Here is a 26,435-nt window from a genome sequence, read left to right as displayed (position 1 = left end):
TCCTGCCGGGAAGCCTGTTGCAACAGACTGCTGACTCGTCCTACAGCCGGCGGCCGGCGCCAATACCGGTGGGATCCTTCAACCATGAAACCGCTTCAGGCTTCGTCCGGCGACCTGAACGCCGACCGTCGCGCCGATTTCGCCGAGATGCTCTTCGCCTCCGGCGAGCCCGCGCAGACGGCCGAACTGCTGCTCGGCGCGCTGGAACTTGCGCCGCAATGGGCGGCGGGCTGGTTTCGGCTGGGCGAGGTGCAGGAGGCCGCCGGCTTGCTCGAACAGGCCGCCCAGGCCTGGACGATGGCCCTGAAGCTGGAGCCGGCGGATCGGCTGGGCGCTGCGCTGAAGCTGCAATTGATCGGCAAGGCACCGGCCGGCACGGCGCCACCCAGCGCCTTCGTCGAGACCCTGTTCGATCATTATGCCGACGAATTCGAGGAGTCGCTTGTCGGCAGGCTTGGCTACCGCCTGCCGGAATTCCTTGCGCGCGCCATCCGCGCTGCAAGGTCGGGCCGATTTCGGCTGGCTCTCGACCTCGGCTGCGGCACCGGCCTGATGGGCGAAAGACTGCGGCCATTCGTCGACCGGCTGGAAGGCTACGATATCTCGGCCAGCATGCTCAGCAAAGCGCGCGCCAAAGGCATATACGACCTGCTGGTCAAGGCCGACCTGCAGCATTTTTCCCATGACGGCTTGAAGGCCGATCTGGCGGTGGCGGCCGATGTGTTCATCTATGTCGGCGCGCTCGAACGCATCGTCGGGGCGGTTGCCGGCGTGTTGGACGACGGTGGCCTGTTCGCGTTTTCGGTTGAGACGCTTGTCGGCGCCGAGGATTTTGTGCTGCGTCCGTCGCGCCGCTATGCCCATGCCGAGGCCTATGTGCGGCGCGTTCTGGCCGCCGGCGGATTTTCAATGCTGTCGATGCAAGACACGGCCATCCGGTACGACCACGATGAGCCCGTCGATGGTTTGGCGGTGTTGGCCGGCCGGGCGCCGCGATGATCGAGGCGCCGGCTGCTGCGAAAAAGCCCCAATCGCGTGGCGGGGTTGTGTCGGGCGGATACAGCACGGAGGGACCCATGCGCTGGACCATGGTGGTGTTGGCGTCGTGCCTGACATCTTGCCTGATTGCGGCCGGCTGCGTCGGCGGCTCCTCGATGGCCGAGCGCCAGGACGAGGATGTCCAATCGTCGCTGCAATATGACAGCGTGCCTTGCGATCAATTGCTGGCCAATCGCAATGCGCTGGCGCAGCAACATAATCTGCCGGTCACCGCCAAGCCGAGCTTTTCCAATCCGGCGATGGGCTTCGGCCCGTTCACGCCCGACATGCGCTCCAAGGCAAAGCGTGACAGCGACAAGGCGAGCGGCGAGATCGACGCCATGAGCCGCTCGATCGAGCGCCGCGACTGCGGCAAGCCGAAGAAGAAGGACAGTCTCGCGCTGCCGGGATCGAAACCCGCCCAGAGCTAGAGCAATTCCAGGAAAAGTGTGAAGCGGTTTCCGTTCGGAATTGCGTCAAAACAAAGAGATAGAGCGGTTCAGCGTTTCCGTGAAACGATGAAACGGTCTAAGGCCGAAGCCGCAACTCAATACCCCGCCTTGCGGTCCACCAGATTGTCGAGCTTCTCGCCCCGCTCGAAAGCGTCCATCTGGCGCAGCATGATCGGAACCAGGTGGACGGGATCGGACGTCGCCGCCGCGTGCGGCGTCACGAATACCTTCGGATGGGCCCAAAGCGGGCTGGTCTTCGGCAAAGGCTCGACCTCGAACACGTCGAGGCTCGCCTCCTTCAGCGTGCCGTCGTCCAATGCCCGCAAGATGTCGGCGTCCTTCTGCAGCCGGCCGCGTCCGGCATTGATCAGCACCGCGCCGCCGAGTCCGTTGCGCTTTCTCAGCTCCTTCAGAACGCCGTAATTGACGATGCCTTGCGTCTCGGGGGTGAGCGGCAAAAGCACCACCAGGATGTCGGTGGCGTTGAGGAACGGGATCAGCCCGGCCTCCCCTGAATAGGTGGAAACGCCCTGCATCGGCCGCTCCGTGCGCGACCAGCCATTGACCGGAAAGCCGAGCGACAGAAGCACCGAGGCCGCCGCGCGGCCGAGATTGCCCAGTCCCATTATGCCGACCGAAATGTCGCCGGCCGGCCGCTGCTGCGGCTCGTGCCAGGTCTTCTTCAGCTGCTGCGCCCGGTAGAGCATGCCCTGGCGATGGTGGTCGAGCACCCGCCAGACCACATATTCCGTCATGTACTGGGTGAGGTTGTCGGCGACGATCTTGACGATCGGCACGTCGGGCAGGCCGGGATCGGCGAAGATATGGTCGACGCCGGCGCCGATCGAGAAGATAACGCGCAGATTGGGCAACGACGAAAGCAAGTTGGGCCGCTGCTTCCACACCACCGCATAGGTGATCGAAGGATCGCTGGCGCCGTCCGGCTCCAGCACCACCTCACGCTCGGCCGACAGCAACTCGCGCCAGCGCTGCGGGTGAAAGCCGGTGACGGCAAGCAGGATTTTGCCTTTTTCCATTCGCGGATTTTTGTCCCTGTTATGTCGGTCTTGGTTATCGGTCCAGGGCCGAGCCTATTCGCTGACCACCCCTACCGGCGCGGTCTCGATCTTGAAGGCTGCCGCCATCAGCGCCCGCGTATAGTCGGTTCGCGGGCTGCTGAAAATCTGTTCGGACGGCCCGGCTTCGACGATCTGGCCATTGCGCATGACGATGACGTCATTGGCAAGGGCGCGGATGACTTTCAAATCGTGGCTGATGAAGAGGTAGGCTAGATCGTGCCTGGCCTGCAGGTTGCGCAGCAGGTCGACCACCTGCGCCTGCACGCTCATGTCGAGCGCCGAAGTCGGCTCGTCGAGCATGACGAAGCGTGGGTTGAGCACCATGGCCCGCGCAATGGCGACACGCTGGCGCTGCCCGCCGGAGAATTCATGCGGATAGCGGTGGCGGGTTTCGGCATCGAGCCCGACCTCCTTCAGCACGGCGACGACCTTGTCGTCGCGCTCGTCTGGCGACAGCTTCGGCTCGTGGATCTTCAGCCCCTCCTCGATGATCTCCGAAATCGACAGGCGCGGGCTGAGCGACCCGAACGGGTCCTGGAACACGATCTGCAACTCGCGCCGCAGCGGCCGCATGGCGCTGAAGGAAAGCTGGTTGATGTCGCGCCCGTTGAAATTGATCGCCCCGGTCGAGGAGATCATCCTGGCCAGCGCCAGGCCGAGCGTCGTCTTGCCGGAACCGGATTCGCCGACGACGCCGAGCGTCTGGCCGGCGCGCACGGTGACATCGATGCCGTCCACCGCCTTCACATGGTCGACGGTGGTGCGGAAGAAGCCCTTTTTGATCGGGAACCAGACCTTGATATCCTTGCCCGTCATCACCGCCTTGGCGGCCGCATTCGCCGCCGGCGGCTTGCCCTTCGGCTCGGCCGCCAGCAGGTGCTTGGTATAGGCATGCTGCGGGTTGGCGAAGATGTCCTTGGTCGGACCGGTCTCGACTATTCTGCCCTTGGTCATCACGCAGACGCGGTCGGCGATCTTCCTGACGATGCCGAGGTCGTGGGTGATGAACAGCATCGACATGCCCTTGCGGCTTTTCAGGCCGGCGAGCAGTTCGAGGATCTGTGCCTGCACGGTGACGTCGAGCGCCGTCGTCGGCTCGTCGGCGATCAACAGTTCCGGCTCGTTGGCCAAGGCCATGGCGATCATGACGCGCTGGCGCTGGCCGCCGGACAGCTGGTGAGGATAGGCGTCGAGGCGCTTTTGCGGATCGCGGATGCCGACCTCCTTGAGCAGTTCCAGCGTGCGCGCGCGGGCCGGCTTGTCGCGCAGGCCCTGATGCAGCTGCAGCACCTCGACGATCTGCTGCTCGATCGTGTGCAGCGGGTTGAGCGAGGTCATCGGCTCCTGGAAGATCATGGTGATCTTGTTGCCGCGCACGCTGCGCAGCGCATTCTCGTTCAGGGCGAGCAGGTCGGCGCCCTGGAACAGGATCTTGCCCGAGGGATGGCTGGCGATCGGGTAAGGCAGCAGCTTCAGCACCGACAGCGCCGAGACCGACTTGCCGGAGCCGGATTCGCCGACCAGCGCCAATGTCTCGCCCTTGGCGATGTCGAAGGAGATGCGGTCGACGGCCATCGACTGGTTGCCGCCTTGCGCGAAGGCGACGCTGAGATCGCGGACGGAAAGCAGAGCGGCGGTCATTTGAATGTCTTGCGCGGATCGAAGGCGTCGCGCGTCGCCTCGCCGACGAACACCAGCAGCGACAGCATCAGCGAGATGACGATAAAGGCGGAAATGCCGAGCCACGGCGCGGTGAGGTTGCGCTCTGCCTGTTTGAGCAATTCGCCCAGCGAAGGCGCGCCGGGCGGCAGGCCGAAGCCGAGGTAGTCCAGCGATGTCAGCGTCGAGATCGAGCCTGAGAGCAGGAAGGGCAGGAAGGTCAGCGTCGCCACCATGGCATTCGGCAACAGGTGCCGGAACATGATGGTGAGGTTAGGTACGCCAAGCGCGCGAGCCGCGTTGACATATTCGAAGTTGCGGGCGCGCAGGAACTCGGCCCTGACCACACCGACCAGCGACACCCAGGAAAACAAGAGCATCAGCCCGAGCAGGATGAAGAACCCGGGCGGCAGGATGGCGGCGACGATGAGCAGCAGATAGAGCACCGGGATCGCCGACCAGATTTCGATAAAGCGCTGGAACAAAAGGTCCGTCCAGCCGCCGAAATAGCCTTGCAGGGCGCCCGCCGCCACGCCGATTAGCGACGAGCCTGCGGTCAGGATCAGGCCGAACAGCACCGAGATCCTGAATCCATAGATGAGCCTTGCCAGCACATCGCGGGCCTGGTCGTCGGTGCCCAGCCAGTTCCAGTTGCCGATGATGCAATTGGGGTCGTCGGCGCCTTTCGGATATTGGCTGCAGCGCGTCTTCTTGTCGTAAAGCCAGAACGGCTTGGCGGGTGCCGCTTCAGGGATGGCGTTGTTGACGGTCAGGTAGGAATAGCGGATCGGCGGCCAAATCATCCAGCCATTGGCGTTGATCTCTTCCTGGATCACCGGGTCGCGATAATCGGTAACGGCATAGAAGCCGCCGAACTTCTCCTCCGGATAGGCGACCGCCACCGGAAACAGGATCTCGCCCTTGTAGGACGCGATCAGCGGCTTGTCGTTGGCGATCAGCTCGGAAAACAGCGACAGCACGAACAGGAAAAGGAAGATCCACAGCGACCAGTAGCCGCGCCGGTTCGCCTTGAAATTCTGTAGCCGCCTTTGGTTGAGCGGCGACAGCCATGGCCGGCGGATACGCGCTGCGGACGCTGTGGCTGAGACGAGTTCGGCCATCAGACGTCTCTCCGCTCGAAATCGATGCGCGGATCGACCCAGGTGTAGATGAGGTCGGACAACAGATTAACGAACAGGCCAAGCAGCGAGAAGATGTAGAGCGTGGCGAACACCACCGGGTAGTCGCGGGCAATGACCGACTGGAAGCCGAGCAGGCCGAGGCCGTCGAGCGAAAAGATCTTCTCGATCAGCAGCGAGCCGGTGAAGAAGGCCGAGATGAAGGCGCCTGGAAAGCCGGCGATGACGATCAGCATGGCGTTGCGGAAGACATGGCCGTAGAGCACCTTGCGCTCCGACAGGCCCTTGGCGCGCGCTGTCACCACATATTGCTTGCGGATTTCCTCGAGGAAGGAATTCTTGGTCAACAGCGTCGTCGTGGCGAAGGCCGACAGCACAAGCGCTGCCAGCGGCAATGTCATGTGCCAGAAATAGTCGACGATCCTGTTCGGCCACGACAGCTGGGCCCAATTGTCGGAGACGATGCCGCGCAGCGGGAACCAGTCCCAGAACGAGCCGCCGGCAAACAGCACCAAAAGCAGGATGCCGAATAGGAAGCCGGGGATAGCATAGCCGACGATGACGACACCGCTGGTCCAGACGTCGAAGGCCGAGCCGTCCTTGACTGCCTTGCGGATGCCGAGCGGGATCGAGATCAGATAGGAAAGCAGCGTGATCCACAGCCCGATCGAGATCGACACCGGCATTTTTTCCAAGATCAGGTCGAGCACCGAGATGTCGCGGAAATAGCTGTCGCCGAAATCGAAGCGGCCATAGTTGCACAGCATCATGCCGAAGCGCTCGAGCGGCGGCTTGTCGAAGCCGAACTGCTTTTCGAGCTTCTTGATGAATTCGGGGTCGAGCCCCTGCGCACCGCGGTATTTCGAGCTGACATCGCCGGCGACGTCGAAATTGGTGGCGCCTGCATCGCCACCGCCGCCGGTGCCGAGACGATCGCTGCCGCCCTGGTTGGTGAGCCTGGCGATCACCTGCTCGACCGGGCCGCCGGGCGCGAACTGGATGACGGCGAAAGAGATGGCCATGATGCCGAACAGCGTCGGGATCATCAAAAGAATGCGGCGCAGAATATAGGCGCCCATCAGGCCGCCGGCCCCGCGCGAACTTGAGTGTCAGGCTTTGCCAATTTTCGCCGCCTTGCCCTTGTCGACCCACCACAGCGCTTCGACCGGAAAGCCGAAATCGGGTTTCTGTTCGGGAAAGCCGAACATGTCCCAATAGGCGCTCCGATGATTCGCCAGATACCAACTTGGAATCCAATCGCGCCGCGCGCGCAAGACCCGGTCGAGCGCGCGCATCGCCACCGTCAGGCTTTCGCGGTCCTTGGCCGCGCCCACGGCATCGATGAGGATGTCGATCGCTGGGTTCGACGTGCCCGGCAAATTGCGCGAGCCTGAAATGGCCGCGCTTCGCGAATGGAAGAAGATTTCGAGATCGTCGCGGGTCGGTGTCGCCGAAAACAAGAACCCGGCGGAGATCAGGTCGAAATCGAACGTCGATTGCCTGATCTGGTACTGCGCCGAATCGACCAGTCGGATGGAGGCATCGACGCCGACCGCTTTCATATTGGCGACCCAAGGCGAATAAACCTGGACGAAGACTTCGTCATCGACAAGGAATTCGGCCGACAACCGTCTCCCCTTGTCGTTGGCGACGAGATCGCCCGACCGCTTCCAGCCGGCCTCGGCGAGCAGCTTGGCGGCTTTCCCGAGCATTTTGCGATCTCGACCGGAGCCGTCGGAGGTCGGTTGCGTCACCGCATCGCCGAAAGTCTCGGGTGGAAGCTGGTCGCGCAGCGGCTCCAGGAGGGCCAATTCCTGAGACGACGGCATACCTTCGGCGCGAAAATCCGACTTCTCGAAGCAGGATTGCGAACGCTCATAGGAGTCGTAGAAAAAGTTGCGCCTTGTCCATTCGAAATCGAAGCACAATGCTATCGCCTGCCGCACGCGTGGGTCCCGAAACTGCTCGCGTCGCTGGTTAACGGCGGTGGCCTGCATGGAGGGCAGCTTTTCGCCCGGGAACTCGTTCTTGACCACTTTGCCGGCTGTGAAGGCGGGGAAGTCGTAGGCCGTTGCCCAGACGCGCGAGGTGGCTTCCTCCCTGTATAGGATTTCGCCCTTCTTGAATGCTTCAAAACCGGCGTTGCGGTTCTGGTAGAACTCGATGCGGATGCGCTGGAAATTGTATTGGCCACGATTGACCGGAAGATGGTTGCCCCAATAATCGGCCACTCGCTCATACTCGATCAACGCCCCAGCCGACCAGCGGCCAACCTTGTAGGGGCCGGAGCCTAGTGGCGGATTGAGCTGCGAGGAATCAAACGGATTGGCCGTGTAGAAGGCCTTCGACTGAATCGGGAACTGGACGACGTTGAGAATGGTGCGCGAGGATTGCCCGCCTGAGAAGCTCAGCCGCAGTTCGCGCGCGCTGACCGCCACGGCCTCCGTTAAATGCTTCAATGGCTGCGAAAGCTTGGGATGCCCGTTCTCCTTGTAGAGATTGAGGGTGAAGGCGACATCCTCGGCCGTCAGTGGTGTGCCGTCGTGAAAGCGCGCTTCGCCTCGTAACGAGAATTCGAAACTATTGCGGTCCTGCGAAAGGATCACACTCTCGGCGACCTGACCGTAGACGGCATCTGGCTCGTCCAGTGCTGGGACCATCAAGGAATCAAAGCACATCTCCATACGCGGCGGCGCGTCACCCTTCAGGCTGAATGAATTGAGAGTGTTGAAAGTGTCGGTGCTCTGGTTGTAGTCCCAAGTGGACGGCGAGAAGTTGAAGATGCCGCCTTGCGGCGCGTCGACATTGACATAATCGAAATGCGTGAAGTCCGGCTTGTATTTGAGGTCGCCGAAAGCCGATAGGCCATGCACCTTCACGCCGGTCGGAATAGCGGCAAAGGCTCGTGCGGGCAGCAGCGCGGCGGTGGTCGCCGCGGCGCCGAGCGCCAGGAAGTCGCGGCGGGGAAGCACCCGCCCCATCAATCACTGCCTTTGTATTTTGCCGTCAGTGCCTTTTCCTTCTCTGTGTCGATCCACCAGGAATCGATATCGGCGCCGCGGTAGCTCGGCTGTTTCTCCGGCATGCCGAACTTGTTCCAGTAGGCGAGCCACACCACCGCCCGGTAGTATTGCGGGACGACATAGTAGTTCCACAACAGCACCCGATCGAGCGCATGGGTGGTAGCAACCAGATCGTCGCGATCGCTTGCGAAGATGATGCGGTCGACGAGCGCGTCGACGACCGGGTTCTTGATACCGGAATAATTGCGGGATCCAGGCGAGTCGGCGGCCTTCGAGCTCCAGAAGTCGCGCTGCTCATTGCCTGGCGATTCCGATTGGCCGAGTATTCCGATGACGACATCGTAGTCGAAATTGTTGCGGCGATTGATGTACTGGCCCTGATCGATGATGCGAAGCGTCGCATCGACGCCGATCTTGCGCAGATTGGCGATCCAGGGGCTGGAGATGACCTGGTCCGTATCGTTCGAGCCGAGGATCTCGAACTTGAACGGCTCGCCGGTCTTGGCGTTCACCATCTTGCCGCCCTTGATCACCCAGCCTGCCTGGGCAAACAGGTCGACCGCCTGCTTCAGATATTTCCGTTCCGCCTGCGGCGAGTCGTAGACCGGCAGCTTGAATTCCTGCGTGAACAATTCCGGCGGCAGCTTGTCGCGATACTTCTCGAGGATATCAAGCTCCTTGCCTTGCGGCAAACCGCTCGACGCCAGTTCGGTACCTTCGAAATAGCTGTGGGTGCGCGTGTTCGAATTGTAGAACAGCGTCCGGTTCATCGTCTCGAAGTCGAAGGGCATGGTCAGCGCGGCGCGCACCAGCCGATTCTGGAACAGAGGCCGCCGCTGGTTCAGCATGAAGGCCTGCATCGGCTCCGGCGAGGTGGTCTTGAATTCCTTTTTGATCACGTCGCCCGCTTTGATAGCCGGGAAATTATAAGCCGTCGCCCAGCGCCGGGAGCTGTTTTCCGGCTTTACGTCGTCCAGCCCGCCCTTGGTGAAGGCCTGCCAGGCGGCATTGTCGTCGAGGATATAGGTGAAGTGCTGGGTGTCGAAATTCTCGCGGCCGATCTTAACCGCAAGCTTGGCGCCCCAATAGTCGGGCACACGCTGCCAGACGATCTCCGAACCAGGCTTGAAGCTGGCGATCTTGTAGGCGCCGGAACCCAGCGGCGGCTCCAGCGTGGGCCGGGTGATGTCGCGCTTCTTGCCGTTGGCGTCGGTGCCTTCCCACCAGTGCTTCGGCAGCACGACGAGGTCGCCGAGGATCTTCGGCAGTTCCCGGTTGCCTTTCTGGTTGAAATGGAATTCGACCTCGCGATCCGAGACCGCGACGGCGTCGGTCACGTTCTCGAAGTAGCGGCTGTACATCGGGCTATTGGCCTTGAGCACCTTGAATGACCAGATCACGTCGTCGACGGTGATCGGCTGGCCGTCATGCCATTTCGCGCGCGTGTCGAGCCGGTAGGTCGCCGAGGAATAGTCCGAAGGGTATTTATAGGCCTCGGCGATCAGCGGGTGGCTGACGCTGCCTTCGTCCTGCGCCTGATCCATCAGCGTGTCGTAGAGAAGTCCGCCGCCGAATTCTGCGAAGCCGGCCGCTGGCGCTCCCTGCACGATATAGGGGTTGAAGCTGTCATACGTCCCCTGGACGACGGAATTGAAGGTGCCGCCCTTCGGCGCGTCCGGGTTGACGTAGTCGTAGCGCTGGAAATTCTCGCCGTATTTGGAAGGGCCGATCAGCGAGGAGGTGGTGTGCCATTCATCGGCGAAGCTGGCCTGCAGGCCGGCGGCGAGAGCCATCACGATCATCGATGCGAAAAGTGTCCGGGAGCGGCCGACCCTCATGCATTCTCCTCTTCGCGTACTTATGTCCACCGCCAATCTAGATCATTTGACGGCGGTGAAAACCGCAAGGCACGGTCTTTGTCGCCGCAAATGCGATTTCCTAACAGAAAGCCGGGACGAACCCGGCTTTTCTGAGGATATCTCTATTACAATTTGTCTATTGAGCGGGAGCGGGCGCCGGGGGCTTGGCCGGGGCGGCCCCTTCGGCGGGCTTGGCGGGAGCGGCGCCCTCAGCGGGCTTGGCAGGTGCTGCGCCGGCGGGCTTTGCGCCTTCGGCGGGCTTGGCCTCCGCCGAAGCGCCCGGCTGCGGCAGCGGCTTCGGATTGTCCGACAGCGTGCGCAGATAGGCGATGACGTTGGCGCGGTCTTCTTCCTTCGGCAGGCCGGCGAAGCCCATCGCCGTGCCCTTCACGAACTTCTTCGGCGAGGTGATGAAGTGGTTGATGTTGTCGTAGGTCCACTTTTCGCTGCCGCCCTTCGAGAAATCCTTCATGCCGGCCGAATAGGCGAAGCCCTCATGCGAGGCGACCGGACGGTCGACCACATCCCAGAGGTCGGGGCCGACCTTGTTAGGGCCGCCCTTCTCACCCGAGTGACAGGCCTGGCATTTCTTGAAGATGGCGGCGCCCTGGTCGACGCTGGCGCTGGCCAGCATGTCGGCGATCGGCTTTTCCGCCGCGGCAGGCGCGGCAGGACCGCCTTCGGTCGGCTCGGCCGCCTCGATGGCGAAGCCGGGCTTCTCGGGCGCCGGCGAAGCAAACAGCGCGTCGGAGACGATGCCGACCGAAAAGACGACGAAGACGGTTCCAAGAAATCCGGCCAGCAGCTTGTTGACTTCGTCGGAATCCATGCGCCCCTTGCTCCTTTTCCGGCGGACCGTCCCGTCCACTCCGTCCGTCGGTATCGCGAAAGGCCCGGCAGGGCCAGTCAAACCGCGCGGAAACTAGGTCTTTTGCTCCGGCGTTGCAACACCTATAAGGGCGCTTCCAGTGAGACCTTTTGCCACTTTCCCATCCGCTTTTTTCAGGCGCCCTGAAGCCCGATGTCGACATTGATCCTGATCCCCGCCCGCATGGCCTCGACACGCCTGCCGGGCAAGCCGCTGGCCGACATCGCCGGCGCGCCGATGATCGTCCATGTCGCCCGCCGCGCAGCCGAGGCAGGGCTTGGCCGTGTGGTGATCGCGACCGATACGGAAGCGGTGGCGCAAGCGGTGCGGGCGCATGGTTTCGAGGCGGTCATGACGCGCCCGGATCACGAGTCGGGTTCCGATCGCATCTTCGAGGCGCTGAACGCCCTCGACCCCGGAAAAAAGGTCGAGACCATCGTCAATGTTCAGGGCGACCTGCCGACCATCGATCCTGAAATCATCGGGGCATCGTTGAGACCCTTCGAGGACAGCGCCGTCGACATCGCCACGCTCGGCGTCGAGATCGTCCGCGACGAGGAAAAGACCAATCCGAACGTCGTCAAGATCGTCGGCTCGCCGTTGTCAGAAACGCGGCTCAGGGCGCTCTATTTCACCCGCGCCACAGCGCCTTGGGGCGAGGGGCCGCTCTATCATCATGTCGGGCTCTATGCCTATCGCCGCGCCGCGCTCGAACGCTTCGTTGCCTTGATGCCGTCGCCGCTGGAGCGCCGCGAGCGGCTGGAGCAGTTGCGGGCGCTCGAAGCCGGCATGCGTATCGACGCCGAGATCGTCCGCTCGCTGCCGCTTGGCGTCGACACGCCCGCCGATCTGCAACGGGCAAGGGAAATCCTTTCAAACTGAGACATCCGTAAGCGAGACATTGGCGAATGCCTGAAAAGACCAACAGAATCTCCTTCCAGGGCGAGCCCGGCGCCAACTCCGACACCGCTTGCCGCAACATGTTCCCGTCGATGGAGCCGTTGCCGTGCCCGACCTTCGAGGATGCCTTCAACGCAGTCGAGACCGGCAAGGCCGACCTGGCGATGATCCCGATCGAAAACACCATCGCCGGGCGCGTTGCCGACATCCACCATTTGCTCCCGGAATCGAAACTGCACATCGTCGGCGAATATTTTCTGCCGATCCATTTCCAGCTGATGGTGCTGCCGGGTGTGAAGCGCGACGAGATCAAGACCGTGCACAGTCATATCCACGCGCTTGGCCAATGCCGCAAATACATCCGCAAGAACGGCTGGAAGGCGGTGGTCGCCGGCGACACGGCGGGCTCGGCCAAGCTGGTTTCCGAGGTCGGGGACCGCACCATGGCGTCGCTGGCGCCGGCGCTCGCCGCGGAATTCTACGGTCTCGACATCATTGAAAGGAATGTCGAGGACACCGATTCCAACGTCACCCGCTTCGTCGTGCTGACCAAGAACAAGCAATGGGCCGAGCGCCCGTCCTCCGACGCCAAGATGATGACCACCTTCATCTTCCGCGTCCGCAATGTGCCGGCCGCGCTCTACAAGGCCATGGGCGGCTTCGCCACCAACGGCATCAACATGACCAAGCTAGAGAGCTATCAGCTCGGCGCCTTCACGGCGACGCTGTTTTATGCCGACATCGAGGGCCACCCCGACGATCCGCTGGTCAAGCTGGCGCTCGACGAGCTGCGCTTCTTCTCGCGCGAAGTGCGGATTCTCGGCGTCTATCCGGCGAGCGCATCGCGCGAGCAGTGGAAGGTCGCGGACTGAACGGTCTTCGGTCCGCCAACCGGCGGTTCGGAGCTCACAGACCTTCGAGATTGGCGGGAGCCTTCGCGAGGTCGTCATCCACGGGCGGAGCGACGCGAAGCGGAGCGCAGACCCGAGGATCCATGCCGTTACCTCAATCAAGGGGCGCAGCGGAGCAGAATTCTGGACCGTTGTAACGCGTCGACGTCACGGAATGGATCCTCGGGTCTACGCGCGTCGCTTCGCTCCTTGCTTCGCCCGTGGATGACGAAGCACGAAGGCCTTCGCCAATCTCCGACGTTTGCGCTCAACCCGCACATCAGCCAAATCCCAACGGCACGTAGTCGATCTCCATGAACGTCTCGACCTCCGGCACCCAGCGGTCACGGATGAAGGCGACATGGTCCGGATGCTCGTTATATCTTGTGTAGGCCGCCTGGTCGGCGAATTCCATCGAGAAGCCGAATTGGTAATCGTTCTTCGGACTCACCTGCCGCAACTGCTCGAAATGCGTGACGCCCTTGATCCCGGTCAGGATCTTCTTCGCGTCATGGAGGAAGCGCTTCGTCTCCAGCGACTGCAGCGGATGCCTCAAAGTGAACACGACGGTGTGGCGGATCATTCTTCTGCTCCTATTCGCTGTCGACCCAGGCGCGGATGAGGTGATGGGCGATCGCGCCTTTCGGCGGCGTGATCAGATTGCCGGGATGGGTTCTGTCCAGCATCGAGCGCACCTCGTCGCGGAAGAACCAGCGGCAATCCTCCAGCTCGTCGAGGTCGGCCTGGATGTCCTCGTTGAGCGGCTCGCCGAAGCAGCCGATCATCAGCGAATAGGGGAACGGCCAGGGCTGGCTGGCATGGTAGACGACACGGCCGAGCCGGATGCCGGCCTCTTCCAGCGTCTCGCGGCGCACCGCCGCCTCGATCGTCTCGCCGGGCTCGATGAAGCCGGCAAGCGCCGAATACATGCCCGGCCCGAAATGCCGGCCACGCCCGAGCAGGCATTTCTCGGGCGTCACCGTCAGCATGATCGCCACCGGATCGGTGCGCGGGAAATGCTCGGTGCCGCAATTCGGACAATGGCGCCTGTAGCCGCCGGCGCGCATTTCGGATTCCGTGCCGCATTTCGAACAGAAGCGATGGCTGGCATGCCAGGCAAGCAGCGCAGCGCCTTGCGCCAGCGCACCTGCCGCCGCTTCGTCGATCAGCCCCTGCATATAGACCGAGCGGTAGTCGATCGCCTTGATGGTTTCGGGAAGGGTTTCCGGCTCGACGCCCGCCGGCACTGCCAGCACCGGCCCGCTTTCCGAAAAGCCGAGCAGCACGCCTCGTTCGAGGGATGGCTGCAATGTCTGGCTTTCGGCGGCGCCGAACCAGGGGTCGAACCTGCCGTCCTCCAGTTTCAGATGGAGCCGCCCGCCCTGCATCAGGAGCAGCCGCGTCGATGGATCGGCAAGCGCCTTCTCGACGGAATCGTCGGCGCGGTTCTCCGACTGCCGGTCGACCGTGTTGCCGGCGAAACCGACGAACTGGCTCGGCTCGCGCAAGGGCGCGTCAAACAGGCGAAAGCTCATGGGGACTCGGAGAGCGCAGGTTCGGAAATGGACACGAGCGTCAGCTTATAGCGCTGCCTTGATCGTTTGGGCAAACCGGCGGATTTCGGAGCGCTGGTAGGGCTCGCGTATTCCGTGCCCCCAGACCGGCCCGGGCCAGCCGGGATCGCCTTCGGAACGGGCGACGACATGGACATGCAATTGGCGAACGATGTTGCCCAGCGCTCCGCTGTTTATCTTGGTGCAGCCTGTCACCTTCTTCAGCGCTTGCGCCACCATGTTGGTTTCGAAGGTCAGCATCGTCTGGTCGAGCGGCGTCAAGTCGTGAATTTCTTCCACGCCCGGCCGCTGCGGCACCAGCACCAGCCACGGCCAGCGGCGGTCGTTCATCACCCTGAGTTCGCACAAGCCGAGCCATATCAGCTGCTCGCTGTCCGCCTCCAGCCGGGCGTCCAGCGAAAATCCGGCCTTGAGGCCCGGCAGCATCGGCGTTTCCCTCGCTTTTGGAGCATGTTTCAAACATGGAACGCTAGAGCGGCGGCAAGGTGGCTGCAAGCGATTCATTGAGCGCCATTATCGATTTGAAGGGCTTTCCGCCGGCAGGCGCCACACGGCTCTCGGCCCATCCTTCGCCTGCGCCCTTGCATTTCGCCGCCGAATTGCCGATATGGGACGCGGGAGGTTGGTGGTGGACGATCCACTCGCCAACCGGGTCAGGTCCGGAAGGAAGCAGCCCTAACGAGCCCGGAACGGGTCATTGTTCCAGCCTCCCGCCTCTTCGCCTTTCTCCCGCGACATTGACGGCTGCGAGCCGTGCGGGCGAAACTATGCGCAGGAATCGGCCGCCTTCAGTGGCGGTCCTTGGAGCTTTAACGGCGAATGAGCGAAGCCGGAAATTCGGGGGCTCTGGAGACGGGCAAGGCCGGCGCCTATCGCGTGCTGGCGCGCAAATATCGCCCCTCGAATTTCTCCGAGCTGATCGGCCAGGAGCCGATGGTCCGCACCCTGACCAACGCCTTTGCCACCGGCCGCATCGCCCAGGCGTGGATGCTGACCGGCGTGCGCGGCGTCGGCAAAACGACGACGGCGCGCATCCTGGCGCGGGCGCTCAATTACAAGACTGCTACAATAGATCAGCCCTCGGTCGATCTTTCGGCGCTCGGAGAGCATTGCCAGGCGATCATGGAAGGCCGCCACGTCGACGTCATCGAGATGGACGCCGCCTCGCATACCGGCATCGACGATATCCGAGATATCATCGAGCGCGTGCGCTACGCGCCGGTCTCGGCCCGCTACAAGGTCTACATCATCGACGAAGTGCACATGCTCTCCACCCAGGCCTTCAACGGCCTGTTGAAGACGCTGGAAGAGCCGCCGCCGCACGTCAAATTCATCTTCGCCACCACCGAAATCCGCAAGGTGCCGATCACGGTGCTGTCACGCTGCCAGCGCTTTGATCTGCGGCGCATCGATGCCGGCGCGCTGGTCGCGCATCTTTCCGCGATCTCGGCCAAGGAAGGCATTTCCATCGACGACGACGCACTGGCGATGATCGCCCGCGCCGCCGAAGGCTCGGCGCGCGATTCGCTCTCCATCCTCGACCAGGCGATCGCCCATGGCGGCGGCGCTGTCACCGCCGAGGCCGTGCGCGCCATGCTGGGCCTTGCCGACCGCGCCCGCATCATCGACCTGTTCGAGCATGTCATGAAGGGCGACGTGGCGGCGGCCCTTGCCGAATTCCGCGCGCAGTATGACACCGGCGCCGATCCGGCCGCGGTGCTCACCGATCTCGCCGAATTCAATCACCTCGTCACCCGCCTGCGCTTCGTGCCGTCGGCCGCCGACGATGCCTCGCTCTCCGAGGACGAGCGCCGGCGCGGCGCCGAATTCGCCAAGACGCTGTCGGTGCGCGTGCTGTCGCGGACCTGGCAGATGCTGCTCAAAGGTATTCCCGAGGTGCAGTCCTCCAACCGGCCGGTCAGCGCCGGCGAGATGGTGCTGATCCGGCTGGCGCATGCCGCCGACCTGCCGACGCTGGACGAAGCGTTGAAATCGCTCGAAGGCGCGGCACCTCTGCCGAGTGGTACGTCGCACGTCAACGGAACGCCGGCAAGCCCCGGTAATGGCGGCGGCGCCAGCGCGGTGGCGCAGGCGCGGATACCCAGCTCCAGTGGCGGCGCGCAGACGATGCGGCTGGTCGAGGCCGAGCCGATGCCCACGGCCTTTGTTCCGGCCCCCGAGCCGGTCGTCGAGACGCCGGCCGTTCCGTTGAAGTCGCTGGCAGATATCGCAGCTCTTGCCGACGCCAATCGCGACATCGCCTTCAAGGTGCTCCTGAAGCGCTGCGTGCGGTTGGTGCGCATCGAGCCCGGCCGCATCGACGTCACCCTTACCGAAGACGCGCCGAAGATGCTGCTCAACGATTTGACCTCCAAGCTGCGCGCCTGGACCGGCCGCAACTGGCTGGTGTCGCTGTCGAAGGAAGAGGGCGGCCAGACGTTGGCCGAGATGGAATCGACCAAGCGCGAGAACGCTTTCCTCGACGCCAAGAGCGACCCGACGGTCGCCGCCATCCTCGCCCGTTTCCCCGGCGCGAAGATCATCGATGTACGCATTCCGGAGGTGCCGGAAGTGGACGAGACCGCAGCCGAGCTGCCGGTCGAGCCTGCGGCCGACGACGACGAAATCTGACAAAACAAAGAGGACATTGAGATGAAGGATCTTCTCGGCCTGATGGGCAAGGCGAAGGAAATGCAGGCCAAGTTCCAGGCCATGCAGGACGAGATTGCGCTGCTCGAAGCCACCGGCCAGGCCGGCGGCGGCCTGGTCAGCGTCACGCTGACCGGCAAGTTCGAAATGAAGGCGCTGAAGATCGACCCGTCGCTGTTCAAGGAGGACGAGGTCGAGATCCTGGAAGACCTGCTGCTTGCCGCGCACAATGACGCCAAAAATAAGGTCGAGCAGATCATGCAGGAGAAGACCAAGGCGCTGACGGCAGGCTTGCCGATTCCGCCCGGAATGAAACTGCCCTTCTGAGGCAGTCGCCGCCAGTTAATTGATTACGAACGGAAATTGAGCACAGGCCGCGTTATTAACCATTTTGCCGGCGTTGTTCACGGACGCATTTCGCGGCATTCATAAAGTTTTACCCAAGTCCAGAGATTGCTAACCTTCTAGCCATCTTTTTGCCTGAAAGAGTCTCATTCTTGCCACATCTCGGGGCGGGCTGGCATCAGGACATGAGGCTTTTTTGTTGATCGCGACGCGATGGAAGACGCCGCTGCTGCTGGTCGGCATCGTCACTTCCCCCTTGCTTCTGGCCGGCTGCAGCCAGACCACCTCGCACGGCATGTCGGTGGCGAGTCTCACCGATGCCATCACGCCGAGCTTCCTGAGCTCACGCTCCTATTCGATGAAGGACAAGGAATGCCTTGAAAGGGCGATGTTCTTCGAGTCCAACCGGTCGAGCCGCGACGGCATGATCGCCGTCGGCACCGTCGTCATGAACCGGTTGCGTTCCGGCCAGCATGGCAACACCATCTGCGAGGTTGTCGGCGAGCCGGGTCAGTTCGCTCCCGGCGTGATGACCCGGCCGATGAATTCGCGGGCGCTGCCCGATGTCGAGGAAGCCGCCGAGGCGGTGCTCAAGGGCGAGCGCAAGGCCAAGCTCAAGAACACGATGTATTTCCACACCGCCGGCCTGCGGTTCCCTTACAACAACATGCATTACACGATGGTTGCCGGCGGCAACGCCTTCTATGAGAAGCGCGGCCGCAACTGGCAGCCGCTGCCGGACGAGCCGATGGTCGCCATGGCCTCTGTCAAGCCCCAGAAGATCGACCCTGCCGCTCCGGTGCTCGTCGCTTCCGCCGAACCGGTGGTCAAGACCATTGTCCATGCCGATCCGGCCAAGCAGGCAGCGATGGCGGCGGCCGCGGCACCTGCGCTTCCGGTCAAGCCTGCGACCGGTCCGGCCGAGCAGACCTATATGACGGCCTCCGCCGCGCCGGCGCAGAAGGCCGGCCGCGTCACGGCGAAGCCGACGGTGGTGGCGATGCAGGAGCCGATGGAGGAGCCGGACGCGTCCCGCTTCGGCGGCACGTTGAAGGGCCGGTATGTCACCTCCGTTCCGAGCGCCCCGCAGGAAGCATCGATGGGGTTCCAGTCGACGCCTGAGAACACCGACGCCATCGGAGCGCTGATCGTCAGCCAGAACCGGCCGCTCTAACCGGCTCAGCCCACCTGCCCGATGATCCGCCTGGCAGCATGGCGGATCATTCCCGGTAGCGGATATTCCAAAGCGCTCTGAAAAATCCTGGATCGGTTCACCGCCTCACGGAGACGTGAGCCACTCCAACTTCTCGTTTGACGCAATTGCGGACGGAAAACCGCTTCGCACTTTTCCTGGAATTGCTCTAGATCAGGGCGATGTCGAAGCGAATCGCCGGTCCGGAGATCGAACGCCTGATCCAGCTTCTGGCCAAGGTGCCGGGGCTCGGGCCCCGTTCGGCCAGGCGCGCCGCGCTCCATCTCATCAAGAAGAAGGAGCAGCTGCTCGAGCCGCTCGCGGCCGCTATGGGCGAGGCGGTCGACAAGGTGCGCATCTGCTCCACCTGCGGCAATGTCGATACGTCAGATCCCTGCATGATCTGCACCGACCCGCGCCGCGATGCCGGCACGCTGATCGTCGTCGAGGACGTCTCCGACCTCTGGGCGCTTGAGCGCGCTGCAGCCATGAATGTGCGCTACCACGTGCTCGGCGGCACGCTGTCGCCGCTCGATGGCATCGGCCCCGACCAGCTCAACATCCGCTCGCTGGTCGACCGCGTCTCCGGCGGCGAGGTGAAGGAGGTCATCCTCGCCGTCAACGCCACCGTCGAGGGCCAGACGACGGCGCATTATTTGACCGACCAGCTCTCAGGCTTCGACGTCAAGGTGACAAGGCTGGCGCATGGCGTGCCCGTCGGCGGCGAGCTGGACTATCTCGACGAAGGCACGCTGGCCGCCGCGCTAAGATCGCGCACGGCGTTTTGAGGTGGTGCGAGGGGCTCCTGGCGATGACTGAGTTCCTTCGCGCCCCCCTCTGTCCTGCCGGAGATCTCCCCCACAAGGGGGAAGATCAGCTGTCGTCGCGGCTTTCGCCAATCACCAACGTCGAAGGAAAAGCTCCAGCCGCGAAGCTGCTAATCTCCCCCCTTGTGGGGGAGATGTCCGGCAGGGCAGAGGGGGGCGCGACAGAACGCGGCCTTCGTAAATTCGGCTTGGTGTTTCTTTTTGCGGTGCTAGCCGCACTCCTTTTCGCTAAGCCCACCTTCGCCGCCCCGATCGACGATCAGTTCCGCGCCTGGTTGCAGACCGACCTCTGGCCCGAGGCCAAGGCGAAAGGCATCTCCAGGAAAACCTTCGACGACGCCTTCATCGGCGTGAAGCCGAACCTCACGCTGCCGGACCTTGTCATGCCTGGCGAGCAGCCGACGACGCCGGAAAAGCAGCATCAGGCCGAGTTCGGCCCACCCGGCGCCTATTTCGCCGAGAAGATCATTCGCGCCGTCACGACCGGCGGACGGGCGCGCGCGGGCGCCAACGCCAGGGTCCTGGGGTTGATCGAGAAACATTACGGGGTTCCTGGCGAAGTGGTGCTGGCGATCTGGGGCCGCGAGACCGGCTTCGGCGCGGCCAGGATGCCTTACGATGCCTTCGAGGTGCTGGGCACCAAGGCGTTCATGTCGGCGAAGAAGGATTTCTTCCGCACCGAGCTGCTGGCGGCGCTCGATATCGTCGAGCGCGGGCTGGCGCCGGTCAACGCGATGAAATCGTCCTGGGCCGGCGCGCTCGGCCAGCCGCAATTCATGCCGACGTCTTTCCTCAAGCACGCCGTCGATTTCGACGGCGATGGTCGCCCCGACATCTGGAGTTCGACGCCGGACGTGCTCGCCTCGATCGCCAATTATCTCGTCCATTATGGCTGGGTGAGGGGGCGCGGCTGGGGCGTCGAGGTCACCGTGCCGGCAAACGTCTCCTGCTCGCTCGAAGGTCCCGACCAGGGCAAGAAGATTGCCGACTGGGTGGCGATGGGCATCCGTCGCGTCGACAACAAAGCCTTCGCGGCGGGCGAGTTGAAGGCCGAGGGATTTTTGTTGATGCCGGCCGGTCGCAGCGGTCCTGCCTTCATCGTCACGCCGAATTTCTATGTGCTCAAGCAATACAACACCAGCGATCTCTACGCGCTGTTCATCGGCCATGCCGCCGATCGCATCGCCAAGGGCGATGCCGCCTTCGCCGGCGGTTGGGGTCCGGTCGGCGATCTGCACCGCTCCGATATCGCCGCGCTGCAGCACGCGCTGGAAGCCAAGGGCTATGACGTCGGCAGCGCCGATGGCCTGCCTGGCTTCAAGACGCGTCGCTCGATCGGCCTGTGGCAGTCGAAGAACGGCAGGCCTGCGACCTGTTTTCCCGACGCAGCGCTGGTCGCGCAGCTGAGGTAGCGGGGATGGCCTTCCAAGCAGATTTTTCTCGAATGGCGGCTTCAGACAGCCGGCTTGTGCATCGACTGGCTGCCGCCCGTTCTGGCCCAATGCCGTCTTGCAAATGCGCGTTGCCGGGTCGAGGGTCGCCGGATATATGGTGTTGACCAACTGGACAAAAACCACGACGGTAAGTGGTCCGGCCGCCTTCGGTCCAAAGAGAAAATGCCGCCCTGAGCCGGGAACTCAGGTCAACAAAACAGGGAACAATCACCATGATGCTGGAAAAATTTGCTCAGCGCTCTCGCAGCTTGCTTGCGGGCGCGGCCATGTCGGCGCTGCTCGTATCGCCCGCCTTCGCCGTCACGCCCGCCGACACGCTGGTCGAGGGCTTAGCCATCGACGACATCATCTCGATGGATCCGGGCGAGGCGTTCGAATTTTCGACCGCCGAGGTCACCGGCAACACCTATGACCTTCTGGTTCGCCTCGACCTCAGCGACACCTCCAAGGTCAAGGGCGACCTCGCCCAAAGCTGGACCGTTTCGGATGACGGCCTGACCTACACCTTCAAGCTCAAGCCTGGCCTGAAATTTGCCTCGGGCAATCCGATCACCGCGGCCGACGTCGCCTATACGTTCGAGCGCGTTGTCAAGCTCGACAAGAGCCCGGCGTTCATCATCGAGCAATTCGGCATTAGCGGCGACAACGTTGCCGACAAGGCCAAGGCGGTCGACGGCACGACATTCCAGTTCACGGTCGACAAGGCCTATGCGCCGAGCTTCGTGCTGAACTGCCTGTCGGCGTCGGTCGGCTCGGTTGTTGATAGCAAGCTGGTCAAGGAACATGTCGCCGCCGTGACGCCGAGCGCTGACTACAAATATGACAACGACTTCGGCAATGCCTGGCTGAAGACCGGCTATGCCGGCTCCGGCCGGTTCAAGCTGCGCGAATGGCGGGCCAACGAGGCGGTCGTGCTGGAACGCAACGACAATTACTACGGCGACAAGGCCAAGCTCGCCCGCGTCATCTACCGCAACATGAAGGAAAGCTCGGCGCAGCGCCTTGCGTTGGAGGCGGGCGACATCGACGTTGCCCGCAACCTCGAGCCGAACGATCTCGACGCCATCGCCAAGAATGCCGACCTCACCACCACCAGCGCACCGAAGGGCACCGTCTACTATATCAGCCTCAACCAGAAGAACCCGACTCTCGCCAAGCCGGAGGTCCGCCAGGCATTCAAGTATCTGGTCGACTACGATGCGCTGGCCTCGACCATCCTCAAGGGCATCGGCGAAATCCACCAATCCTTCCTGCCCAAGGGCGATCTTGGCGCCGTCGACGACAACCCGTTCAAGCTTGACGTCGCCAAGGCCAAGGAATTGCTGGCCAAGGCCGGCCTGCCGGACGGCTTCAAGGTGACCATGGACGTGCGCACCGGCCAGCCGACCACCGGCATGGCTGAATCGATCCAGCAGACGCTCGGTCAGGCCGGTATCAAGCTGGAGATCATCCCCGGCGATGGTAAGCAGACGCTGACCAAGTACCGCGCCCGCAACCATGACATCTATATCGGCAATTGGGGCCAGGATTATTTCGATCCGAATTCCAATGCCCAGACCTTCGCCTCGAACCCGGACAATTCGGATGCCGGCAAGTCCCATACGCTCGCTTGGCGCAATTCGTGGGACATTCCGGAGCTGACCAAGGAAACGGAAGCCGCCCTTTTGGAGAAGGACGCCGGCAAGCGCGCCGATATGTATAAGGATCTGCAGCAGAAGATCCTCGACACCAGCCCCTTCGTCATCATCCACCAGCAGCTGGAAGTGGCTGGCCTGCGCAAGAACCTCAAGGGTTTTGCGCTCGGCCCGAGCTTCGACACCAACTTCGTCGGCCCGGTCTCCAAGGAATAGTGCCGGCGGACCCGCTGCGTGAGTGTAGCTGAAAACCAGGCGGCGGCCGGGCGCGGTAGCGCCCGCGCCGTCGCCATTTTATCATCGCTCGGCCGTTTCCTGGTCATCGCGATAACCACCTATCTCGGTCTGCTCGCGGTGACTTTCTTCATCGGCCGCGTCATCCCGATCGATCCGGTTTTGGCCGTGCTCGGCGACCGGGCGCCGGCCGCCGTCGTCGAGCGCACGCGCCGCGAAATGGGCCTCGACCTGCCGCTGATCCAGCAGTTCTACATCTATGTGAAAAACGCCATCCATGGCGACTTCGGCACCTCGGTGCTGACCACCAACCCGGTCATGACAGACATCCGCCGCGCCTTTCCGGCAACCATCGAGCTTGCGACATTGGGCACGTTGATCGGCGCGGTGCTCGGCGTGCCGCTTGGCGTGCTGGCCGCGGTCAGGCGCGGCAGCCTCATCGACCAGATCGTGCGCATCATCGGCCTGATCGGCTATTCCGTGCCGATCTTCTGGCTCGGGCTGCTCGGGCTCGTGCTGTTTTATGCCAAGCTGCAATGGGTCGCCTTTCCGGCGCGGCTCGACGTCGTCTACGAATACACCTTCACGCCGATCACCGGCTTCTACCTGCTCGACGCGGCAATGCAGGGGCAGTGGGACGTCTTCTATGACGCTTACCGCCACATCATCCTGCCGGCTTCGCTGCTCGGCTATTTCTCGCTTGCCTATATCAGCCGCATGACGCGCTCGTTCATGCTGAACGAGCTGGCGCAGGAATATATCGTGGCGGCGCGCGCCAAGGGCCTGTCGGAAACGCGCATCATCTGGGGCCACGCGCTGCGCAACGCCGCGGTGCCGATGGTCACTGTGATTGCGCTCTCCTATGCCGGCCTGCTCGAAGGCTCGGTGCTGACCGAGACCGTCTTCTCCTGGCCGGGCATCGGCCTCTACATCACCAATTCGCTGCAGAACGCCGACATGAATGCGGTGCTCGGCGGCACCATCATCATCGGCTCGGTCTTCATCGGCATCAATCTTCTGTCGGATCTGCTCTATCGGCTGCTCGATCCAAGGACCAAAGCCGGATGAGTGCTGAGGTCGTCCAGAGCCGTCGCGAGTGGCTGCTGTCGGAGCGGCCGGCCTCGCGCATGCAGGCAAGGCTCGGCCGCGCCTATGTCACATGGCGGCGCTTTTCAGCCAACCGGCTGGCCTTTGTCGGCCTGCTGATCATTATCGCGCTGCTGCTCGTCGCCGCCTTCGCCGATGTGCTGGCACCCTACTCGCCGACTGTCGGCGATTTGAAGAACGCCCGCCTGCTGGCGCCGGGCGCCGCGCACTGGTTCGGCACCGACGACCTCGGCCGCGACATCTATTCGCGCATCCTCTATGGCTCGCGCTGGACACTCTATGTCGTCATCTTGGTCGCCATCATCGCCGCGCCCATCGGGCTTCTGGTCGGCACCGTCGCCGGCTACGCCGGCGGCTGGACCGATGCCATCCTGATGCGCATCACCGACATCTTCCTCGCTTTCCCCAAGCTGGTGCTGGCGCTGGCCTTCGTCGCCGCGCTCGGCCCCGGCATCGAGAACGCGGTGCTGGCCATCGCCATCACCTCCTGGCCGCCTTATGCCCGCATCGCGCGCGCCGAGACGCTGACGGTGCGCAACTCCGATTACATCAAGGCGGTGCAATTGATGGGCGCCTCGTCGTTCCGCATCGTGCTGCGTCACATCATGCCGCTCTGCATCTCCTCGCTGATCGTCAGGGTAACGCTCGACATGGCGGGCATCATCCTCACCGCTGCCGGCCTCGGCTTCCTCGGCCTCGGTGCGCAGCCGCCGCTGCCCGAATGGGGCACGATGATCGCGTCCGGCCGCCGCTTCATCCTCGACCAGTGGTGGGTGGCCGGCGCGCCGGGCTTCGCCATCCTCATCGTCAGCCTCGGCTTCAATCTGCTCGGCGACGGCCTGCGCGATGCGCTCGATCCAAGGAGCGGCGACCAATGAGCGGGCGGCCAGTAAGCGATGACACCAGGGCATTGCTTGAAGTCGACGATCTGCGCGTCACCTTCCCGACGCGCACCGGCCTTGTGCAAGCCGTGCGCGGCGTGTCCTTCTCGCTCGGCCGCGAGCGGCTCGGCATTGTCGGCGAGAGCGGCTCCGGCAAGTCGCAGACCGGCCGCGCCATCATGGGGCTGACCCCGCCGCAAGCTGAAGTATCGGCGAAAAAGCTCAGCTTCGACGGTATTGATCTGCTTTCGACGTCGCCCAGTCGGCGCCGGGCGCTGCGCGGCAACCATATCGCCATGATCCTGCAGGATCCGAAATATTCGCTCGATCCGGTGATGAGCATCGGCCGCCAGATCGTCGAGACGCTGCGCACGCATGAGAAGGTGTCCAGGGCCGAGGCGCGCGAGCGGGCGCTGGCAATGCTGGAAGCGGTGCAAATCCGTGACCCCGCGCGCGTCTTCGACCTTCACCCTCATGAAGTCTCGGGCGGCATGGGCCAGCGTGCCATGATCGCCATGATGCTGATCGCCGGTCCGGAATTGCTGATCGCCGACGAGCCGACCTCGGCGCTCGATGTCACCGTGCAGCTCGACGTGCTAAACATCCTCGACAAGCTGGTCGGCGAACGTGGCATGGGGCTGATCTTCATCTCGCACGATCTGCGCCTGGTCTCCTCCTTCTGCGACCGCGTCATCGTCATGTATGCCGGCAAGGTGGTCGAGCAGCTCAAGGCGTCCGAACTCCGCGATGCCCGGCATCCCTATACGCGCGGCCTGCTCAACTGCATGCCTAGGATAGGCTTCGAGCGCCATCCGCTGCCGGTGCTGGAGCGCAAGCCGGAGTGGGCGGCGTGACGGCGGCGCTCTCCATCAAGGACCTGGAAGTAACCTTCGACCGCTTTCGCGCGCTGAAGGGCGTCAGCCTGGAGGTCAACGAAGGCGAATCCTACGGCCTGGTCGGCGAAAGCGGCTCCGGCAAATCGACGCTTCTGCGGGCCATCGCCGGCCTGGCGCCGGTCTCCTCGGGCACCATCGCCGTCAACGGCAAGATGCTCGGCAAGCGCCGCGACAAGGCCTTCTACCGCGAGGTGCAGATGGTCTTCCAGGACCCCTACGGCTCGCTGCATCCGCGCCAGACCGTCGACCGGTTGCTGCAGGAGCCGCTTGCCATCCACGGCTTTGCCGACGGCGAAAAACGCATCGAGCGCGCGCTGGACGAGGTCGGTCTCGGCACCGGTTTCCGCTTCCGCTACGCGCACCAGCTCTCCGGCGGCCAGCGCCAGCGCGTGGCGATTGCCCGCGCGCTGATCCTTGAACCGTCGATCCTGCTGCTCGACGAACCGACCTCGGCGCTCGACGCCTCGGTGCAGGCCGAGGTATTGAATTTGCTTGAGGAAGTGCGGCGGCGTCGCAAGCTCACCTTCCTGATGGTCAGCCACGACCTCGCCATCATCACCCATATGTGCGAGCGGCTGATGGTGATGCAGAACGGCGTGGCGGTGGAGACTCTCAACGCCAGCCAACTGATCGCGCACCGCGTGAGCCAGGATTATACGCGCAATCTGCTCCGGGCCAGCGAGGGTTTTGTGAGAGCTTAACCGAGAGACGCCGGGACGAGGTGTTTCAGAAGCG

Annotated in this window: 24 protein-coding genes and 1 other RNA gene; 15 read left to right on the top strand and 10 right to left on the bottom strand. The window is 63.2% G+C overall.

What is annotated here, in order from left to right; genetic code table 11:
- Positions 1-84 precede the first annotated feature (84 nt).
- Both FJ974_RS00375 and FJ974_RS00370 read left to right on the top strand, forming a co-directional pair.
- Positions 85-999, top strand: a complete 915-nt coding sequence (locus FJ974_RS00375) for a methyltransferase domain-containing protein (protein ID WP_140533372.1) — start codon at positions 85-87, stop codon at positions 997-999.
- 77 nt (positions 1,000-1,076) lie between these two features.
- The gene (locus FJ974_RS00370) at positions 1,077-1,469 is read left to right on the top strand and encodes a hypothetical protein (protein WP_140533371.1); all 393 of its coding nucleotides are present in this window, start codon (positions 1,077-1,079) and stop codon (positions 1,467-1,469) included.
- Between the two features lie 116 nt (positions 1,470-1,585).
- On the opposite strand, the gene FJ974_RS00365 is transcribed toward FJ974_RS00370, so the two are convergent.
- From FJ974_RS00365 to FJ974_RS00335, 7 genes are all read right to left on the bottom strand, one after another.
- Positions 1,586-2,527, bottom strand: a complete 942-nt coding sequence (locus FJ974_RS00365; protein ID WP_140533370.1) for a 2-hydroxyacid dehydrogenase — start codon at positions 2,525-2,527, stop codon at positions 1,586-1,588.
- 54 nt (positions 2,528-2,581) lie between these two features.
- Entirely contained in the window at positions 2,582-4,210 is a 1,629-nt protein-coding gene (locus tag FJ974_RS00360; protein ID WP_140533369.1) for an ABC transporter ATP-binding protein, read from the bottom strand.
- Positions 4,207-5,349, bottom strand: coding sequence for an ABC transporter permease (locus tag FJ974_RS00355; RefSeq protein WP_140533368.1), 1,143 nt, complete (start codon positions 5,347-5,349; stop codon positions 4,207-4,209). Before FJ974_RS00355 ends, FJ974_RS00360 begins: the two co-directional genes overlap by 4 nt.
- Positions 5,349-6,446, bottom strand: a complete 1,098-nt coding sequence (locus FJ974_RS00350) for a microcin C ABC transporter permease YejB (protein WP_140533367.1) — start codon at positions 6,444-6,446, stop codon at positions 5,349-5,351. Before FJ974_RS00350 ends, FJ974_RS00355 begins: the two co-directional genes overlap by 1 nt.
- A 30-nt stretch (positions 6,447-6,476) precedes the next feature.
- A complete protein-coding gene (locus FJ974_RS00345; RefSeq protein ID WP_140533366.1) occupies positions 6,477-8,348 on the bottom strand; it encodes an extracellular solute-binding protein in 1,872 nt (623 codons plus the stop codon).
- Positions 8,348-10,228 (bottom strand): extracellular solute-binding protein, encoded by a 1,881-nt coding sequence (locus FJ974_RS00340; protein WP_140533365.1) that lies wholly within the window; start codon positions 10,226-10,228, stop codon positions 8,348-8,350. The genes FJ974_RS00345 and FJ974_RS00340 overlap by 1 nt, the downstream gene beginning before the upstream one ends.
- Positions 10,229-10,385: 157 nt before the next feature.
- Positions 10,386-11,078 (bottom strand): c-type cytochrome, encoded by a 693-nt coding sequence (locus tag FJ974_RS00335; RefSeq protein WP_140533364.1) that lies wholly within the window; start codon positions 11,076-11,078, stop codon positions 10,386-10,388.
- Between the two features lie 192 nt (positions 11,079-11,270).
- Here FJ974_RS00335 and FJ974_RS00330 point away from each other — a divergent pair, with 192 nt between their 5' ends.
- Together FJ974_RS00330 and FJ974_RS00325 are read left to right on the top strand one after the other, a co-directional pair.
- On the top strand, positions 11,271-11,999 hold the full coding sequence (locus tag FJ974_RS00330; protein WP_140533363.1) for a 3-deoxy-manno-octulosonate cytidylyltransferase: 729 nt from the start codon (positions 11,271-11,273) through the stop codon (positions 11,997-11,999).
- A 26-nt stretch (positions 12,000-12,025) separates the two neighbouring features.
- Positions 12,026-12,889 carry a prephenate dehydratase gene (locus FJ974_RS00325; protein WP_140533362.1) on the top strand — a complete coding sequence of 288 codons (864 nt, stop codon included), beginning with the start codon at positions 12,026-12,028 and terminating at the stop codon, positions 12,887-12,889.
- 298 nt (positions 12,890-13,187) lie between these two features.
- On the opposite strand, the gene FJ974_RS00320 is transcribed toward FJ974_RS00325, so the two are convergent.
- Genes FJ974_RS00320 through FJ974_RS00310 form a run of 3 tightly spaced genes read right to left on the bottom strand, consistent with a single transcriptional unit; the run spans position 13,188 to position 14,907 of the window.
- Positions 13,188-13,490, bottom strand: a complete 303-nt coding sequence (locus FJ974_RS00320) for a Dabb family protein (protein WP_140533361.1) — start codon at positions 13,488-13,490, stop codon at positions 13,188-13,190.
- A 10-nt stretch (positions 13,491-13,500) separates the two neighbouring features.
- Positions 13,501-14,442 carry an NAD(+) diphosphatase gene (gene nudC / locus FJ974_RS00315; RefSeq protein WP_140533360.1) on the bottom strand — a complete coding sequence of 314 codons (942 nt, stop codon included), beginning with the start codon at positions 14,440-14,442 and terminating at the stop codon, positions 13,501-13,503.
- Positions 14,443-14,487: 45 nt separating this feature from the next.
- A complete protein-coding gene (locus FJ974_RS00310) occupies positions 14,488-14,907 on the bottom strand; it encodes an HIT domain-containing protein (RefSeq protein ID WP_140533359.1) in 420 nt (139 codons plus the stop codon).
- A gap of 191 nt (positions 14,908-15,098) precedes the next feature.
- Here FJ974_RS00310 and ffs point away from each other — a divergent pair.
- From ffs to FJ974_RS00255, 11 genes are all read left to right on the top strand, one after another.
- An RNA gene (ffs, locus tag FJ974_RS00305) (signal recognition particle sRNA small type) lies at positions 15,099-15,195 on the top strand.
- 105 nt (positions 15,196-15,300) lie between these two features.
- Positions 15,301-17,112, top strand: a complete 1,812-nt coding sequence (locus tag FJ974_RS00300; RefSeq protein ID WP_140533358.1) for a DNA polymerase III subunit gamma/tau — start codon at positions 15,301-15,303, stop codon at positions 17,110-17,112.
- Between the two features lie 21 nt (positions 17,113-17,133).
- Positions 17,134-17,457 carry a YbaB/EbfC family nucleoid-associated protein gene (locus FJ974_RS00295; RefSeq protein ID WP_140533357.1) on the top strand — a complete coding sequence of 108 codons (324 nt, stop codon included), beginning with the start codon at positions 17,134-17,136 and terminating at the stop codon, positions 17,455-17,457.
- 217 nt (positions 17,458-17,674) lie between these two features.
- On the top strand, positions 17,675-18,649 hold the full coding sequence (locus FJ974_RS00290; protein WP_140533356.1) for a cell wall hydrolase: 975 nt from the start codon (positions 17,675-17,677) through the stop codon (positions 18,647-18,649).
- Positions 18,650-18,849: 200 nt separating this feature from the next.
- Positions 18,850-19,455 (top strand): recombination mediator RecR, encoded by a 606-nt coding sequence (recR, locus tag FJ974_RS00285; protein ID WP_140533355.1) that lies wholly within the window; start codon positions 18,850-18,852, stop codon positions 19,453-19,455.
- Between the two features lie 173 nt (positions 19,456-19,628).
- Positions 19,629-20,906 carry a lytic murein transglycosylase gene (locus tag FJ974_RS00280; protein ID WP_140533354.1) on the top strand — a complete coding sequence of 426 codons (1,278 nt, stop codon included), beginning with the start codon at positions 19,629-19,631 and terminating at the stop codon, positions 20,904-20,906.
- 254 nt (positions 20,907-21,160) lie between these two features.
- Positions 21,161-22,798, top strand: coding sequence for an ABC transporter substrate-binding protein (locus FJ974_RS00275; protein ID WP_140533353.1), 1,638 nt, complete (start codon positions 21,161-21,163; stop codon positions 22,796-22,798).
- 18 nt (positions 22,799-22,816) lie between these two features.
- The gene (locus FJ974_RS00270) at positions 22,817-23,884 is read left to right on the top strand and encodes an ABC transporter permease (RefSeq protein ID WP_140533352.1); all 1,068 of its coding nucleotides are present in this window, start codon (positions 22,817-22,819) and stop codon (positions 23,882-23,884) included.
- Entirely contained in the window at positions 23,881-24,801 is a 921-nt protein-coding gene (nikC, locus tag FJ974_RS00265; RefSeq protein ID WP_140533351.1) for a nickel transporter permease, read from the top strand. Before FJ974_RS00270 ends, nikC begins: the two co-directional genes overlap by 4 nt.
- Complete coding sequence (locus tag FJ974_RS00260) at positions 24,798-25,658, top strand: ABC transporter ATP-binding protein (protein WP_140533350.1); 861 nt, start codon at positions 24,798-24,800, stop codon at positions 25,656-25,658. Before nikC ends, FJ974_RS00260 begins: the two co-directional genes overlap by 4 nt.
- Entirely contained in the window at positions 25,655-26,401 is a 747-nt protein-coding gene (locus tag FJ974_RS00255; RefSeq protein ID WP_140533349.1) for an ABC transporter ATP-binding protein, read from the top strand. The genes FJ974_RS00260 and FJ974_RS00255 overlap by 4 nt, the downstream gene beginning before the upstream one ends.
- Positions 26,402-26,435 lie beyond the last annotated feature (34 nt).

The sequence above is a fragment of the Mesorhizobium sp. B1-1-8 genome, from assembly GCF_006442795.2.
GTDB lineage: Bacteria > Pseudomonadota > Alphaproteobacteria > Rhizobiales > Rhizobiaceae > Mesorhizobium.
Note: the sequence above shows the minus strand (reverse complement) of the source record. Positions and strands in the feature narration are given on the sequence as shown.

Coding starts and splice junctions, on each gene's coding strand:
- FJ974_RS00375 (WP_140533372.1), top strand. CDS start 85: ATGAAACCGCTTCAGGCTTCGTCCGGCGACCTGAACGCCGACCGTCGC.
- FJ974_RS00370 (WP_140533371.1), top strand. CDS start 1,077: ATGCGCTGGACCATGGTGGTGTTGGCGTCGTGCCTGACATCTTGCCTG.
- FJ974_RS00365 (WP_140533370.1), bottom strand. CDS start 2,527: ATGGAAAAAGGCAAAATCCTGCTTGCCGTCACCGGCTTTCACCCGCAG.
- FJ974_RS00360 (WP_140533369.1), bottom strand. CDS start 4,210: ATGACCGCCGCTCTGCTTTCCGTCCGCGATCTCAGCGTCGCCTTCGCG.
- FJ974_RS00355 (WP_140533368.1), bottom strand. CDS start 5,349: ATGGCCGAACTCGTCTCAGCCACAGCGTCCGCAGCGCGTATCCGCCGG.
- FJ974_RS00350 (WP_140533367.1), bottom strand. CDS start 6,446: ATGGGCGCCTATATTCTGCGCCGCATTCTTTTGATGATCCCGACGCTG.
- FJ974_RS00345 (WP_140533366.1), bottom strand. CDS start 8,348: ATGGGGCGGGTGCTTCCCCGCCGCGACTTCCTGGCGCTCGGCGCCGCG.
- FJ974_RS00340 (WP_140533365.1), bottom strand. CDS start 10,228: ATGAGGGTCGGCCGCTCCCGGACACTTTTCGCATCGATGATCGTGATG.
- FJ974_RS00335 (WP_140533364.1), bottom strand. CDS start 11,078: ATGGATTCCGACGAAGTCAACAAGCTGCTGGCCGGATTTCTTGGAACC.
- FJ974_RS00330 (WP_140533363.1), top strand. CDS start 11,271: ATGTCGACATTGATCCTGATCCCCGCCCGCATGGCCTCGACACGCCTG.
- FJ974_RS00325 (WP_140533362.1), top strand. CDS start 12,026: ATGCCTGAAAAGACCAACAGAATCTCCTTCCAGGGCGAGCCCGGCGCC.
- FJ974_RS00320 (WP_140533361.1), bottom strand. CDS start 13,490: ATGATCCGCCACACCGTCGTGTTCACTTTGAGGCATCCGCTGCAGTCG.
- nudC (WP_140533360.1), bottom strand. CDS start 14,442: ATGAGCTTTCGCCTGTTTGACGCGCCCTTGCGCGAGCCGAGCCAGTTC.
- FJ974_RS00310 (WP_140533359.1), bottom strand. CDS start 14,907: ATGCTGCCGGGCCTCAAGGCCGGATTTTCGCTGGACGCCCGGCTGGAG.
- FJ974_RS00300 (WP_140533358.1), top strand. CDS start 15,301: ATGAGCGAAGCCGGAAATTCGGGGGCTCTGGAGACGGGCAAGGCCGGC.
- FJ974_RS00295 (WP_140533357.1), top strand. CDS start 17,134: ATGAAGGATCTTCTCGGCCTGATGGGCAAGGCGAAGGAAATGCAGGCC.
- recR (WP_140533355.1), top strand. CDS start 18,850: ATGTCGAAGCGAATCGCCGGTCCGGAGATCGAACGCCTGATCCAGCTT.
- FJ974_RS00280 (WP_140533354.1), top strand. CDS start 19,629: ATGTCCGGCAGGGCAGAGGGGGGCGCGACAGAACGCGGCCTTCGTAAA.
- FJ974_RS00275 (WP_140533353.1), top strand. CDS start 21,161: ATGATGCTGGAAAAATTTGCTCAGCGCTCTCGCAGCTTGCTTGCGGGC.
- nikC (WP_140533351.1), top strand. CDS start 23,881: ATGAGTGCTGAGGTCGTCCAGAGCCGTCGCGAGTGGCTGCTGTCGGAG.
- FJ974_RS00260 (WP_140533350.1), top strand. CDS start 24,798: ATGAGCGGGCGGCCAGTAAGCGATGACACCAGGGCATTGCTTGAAGTC.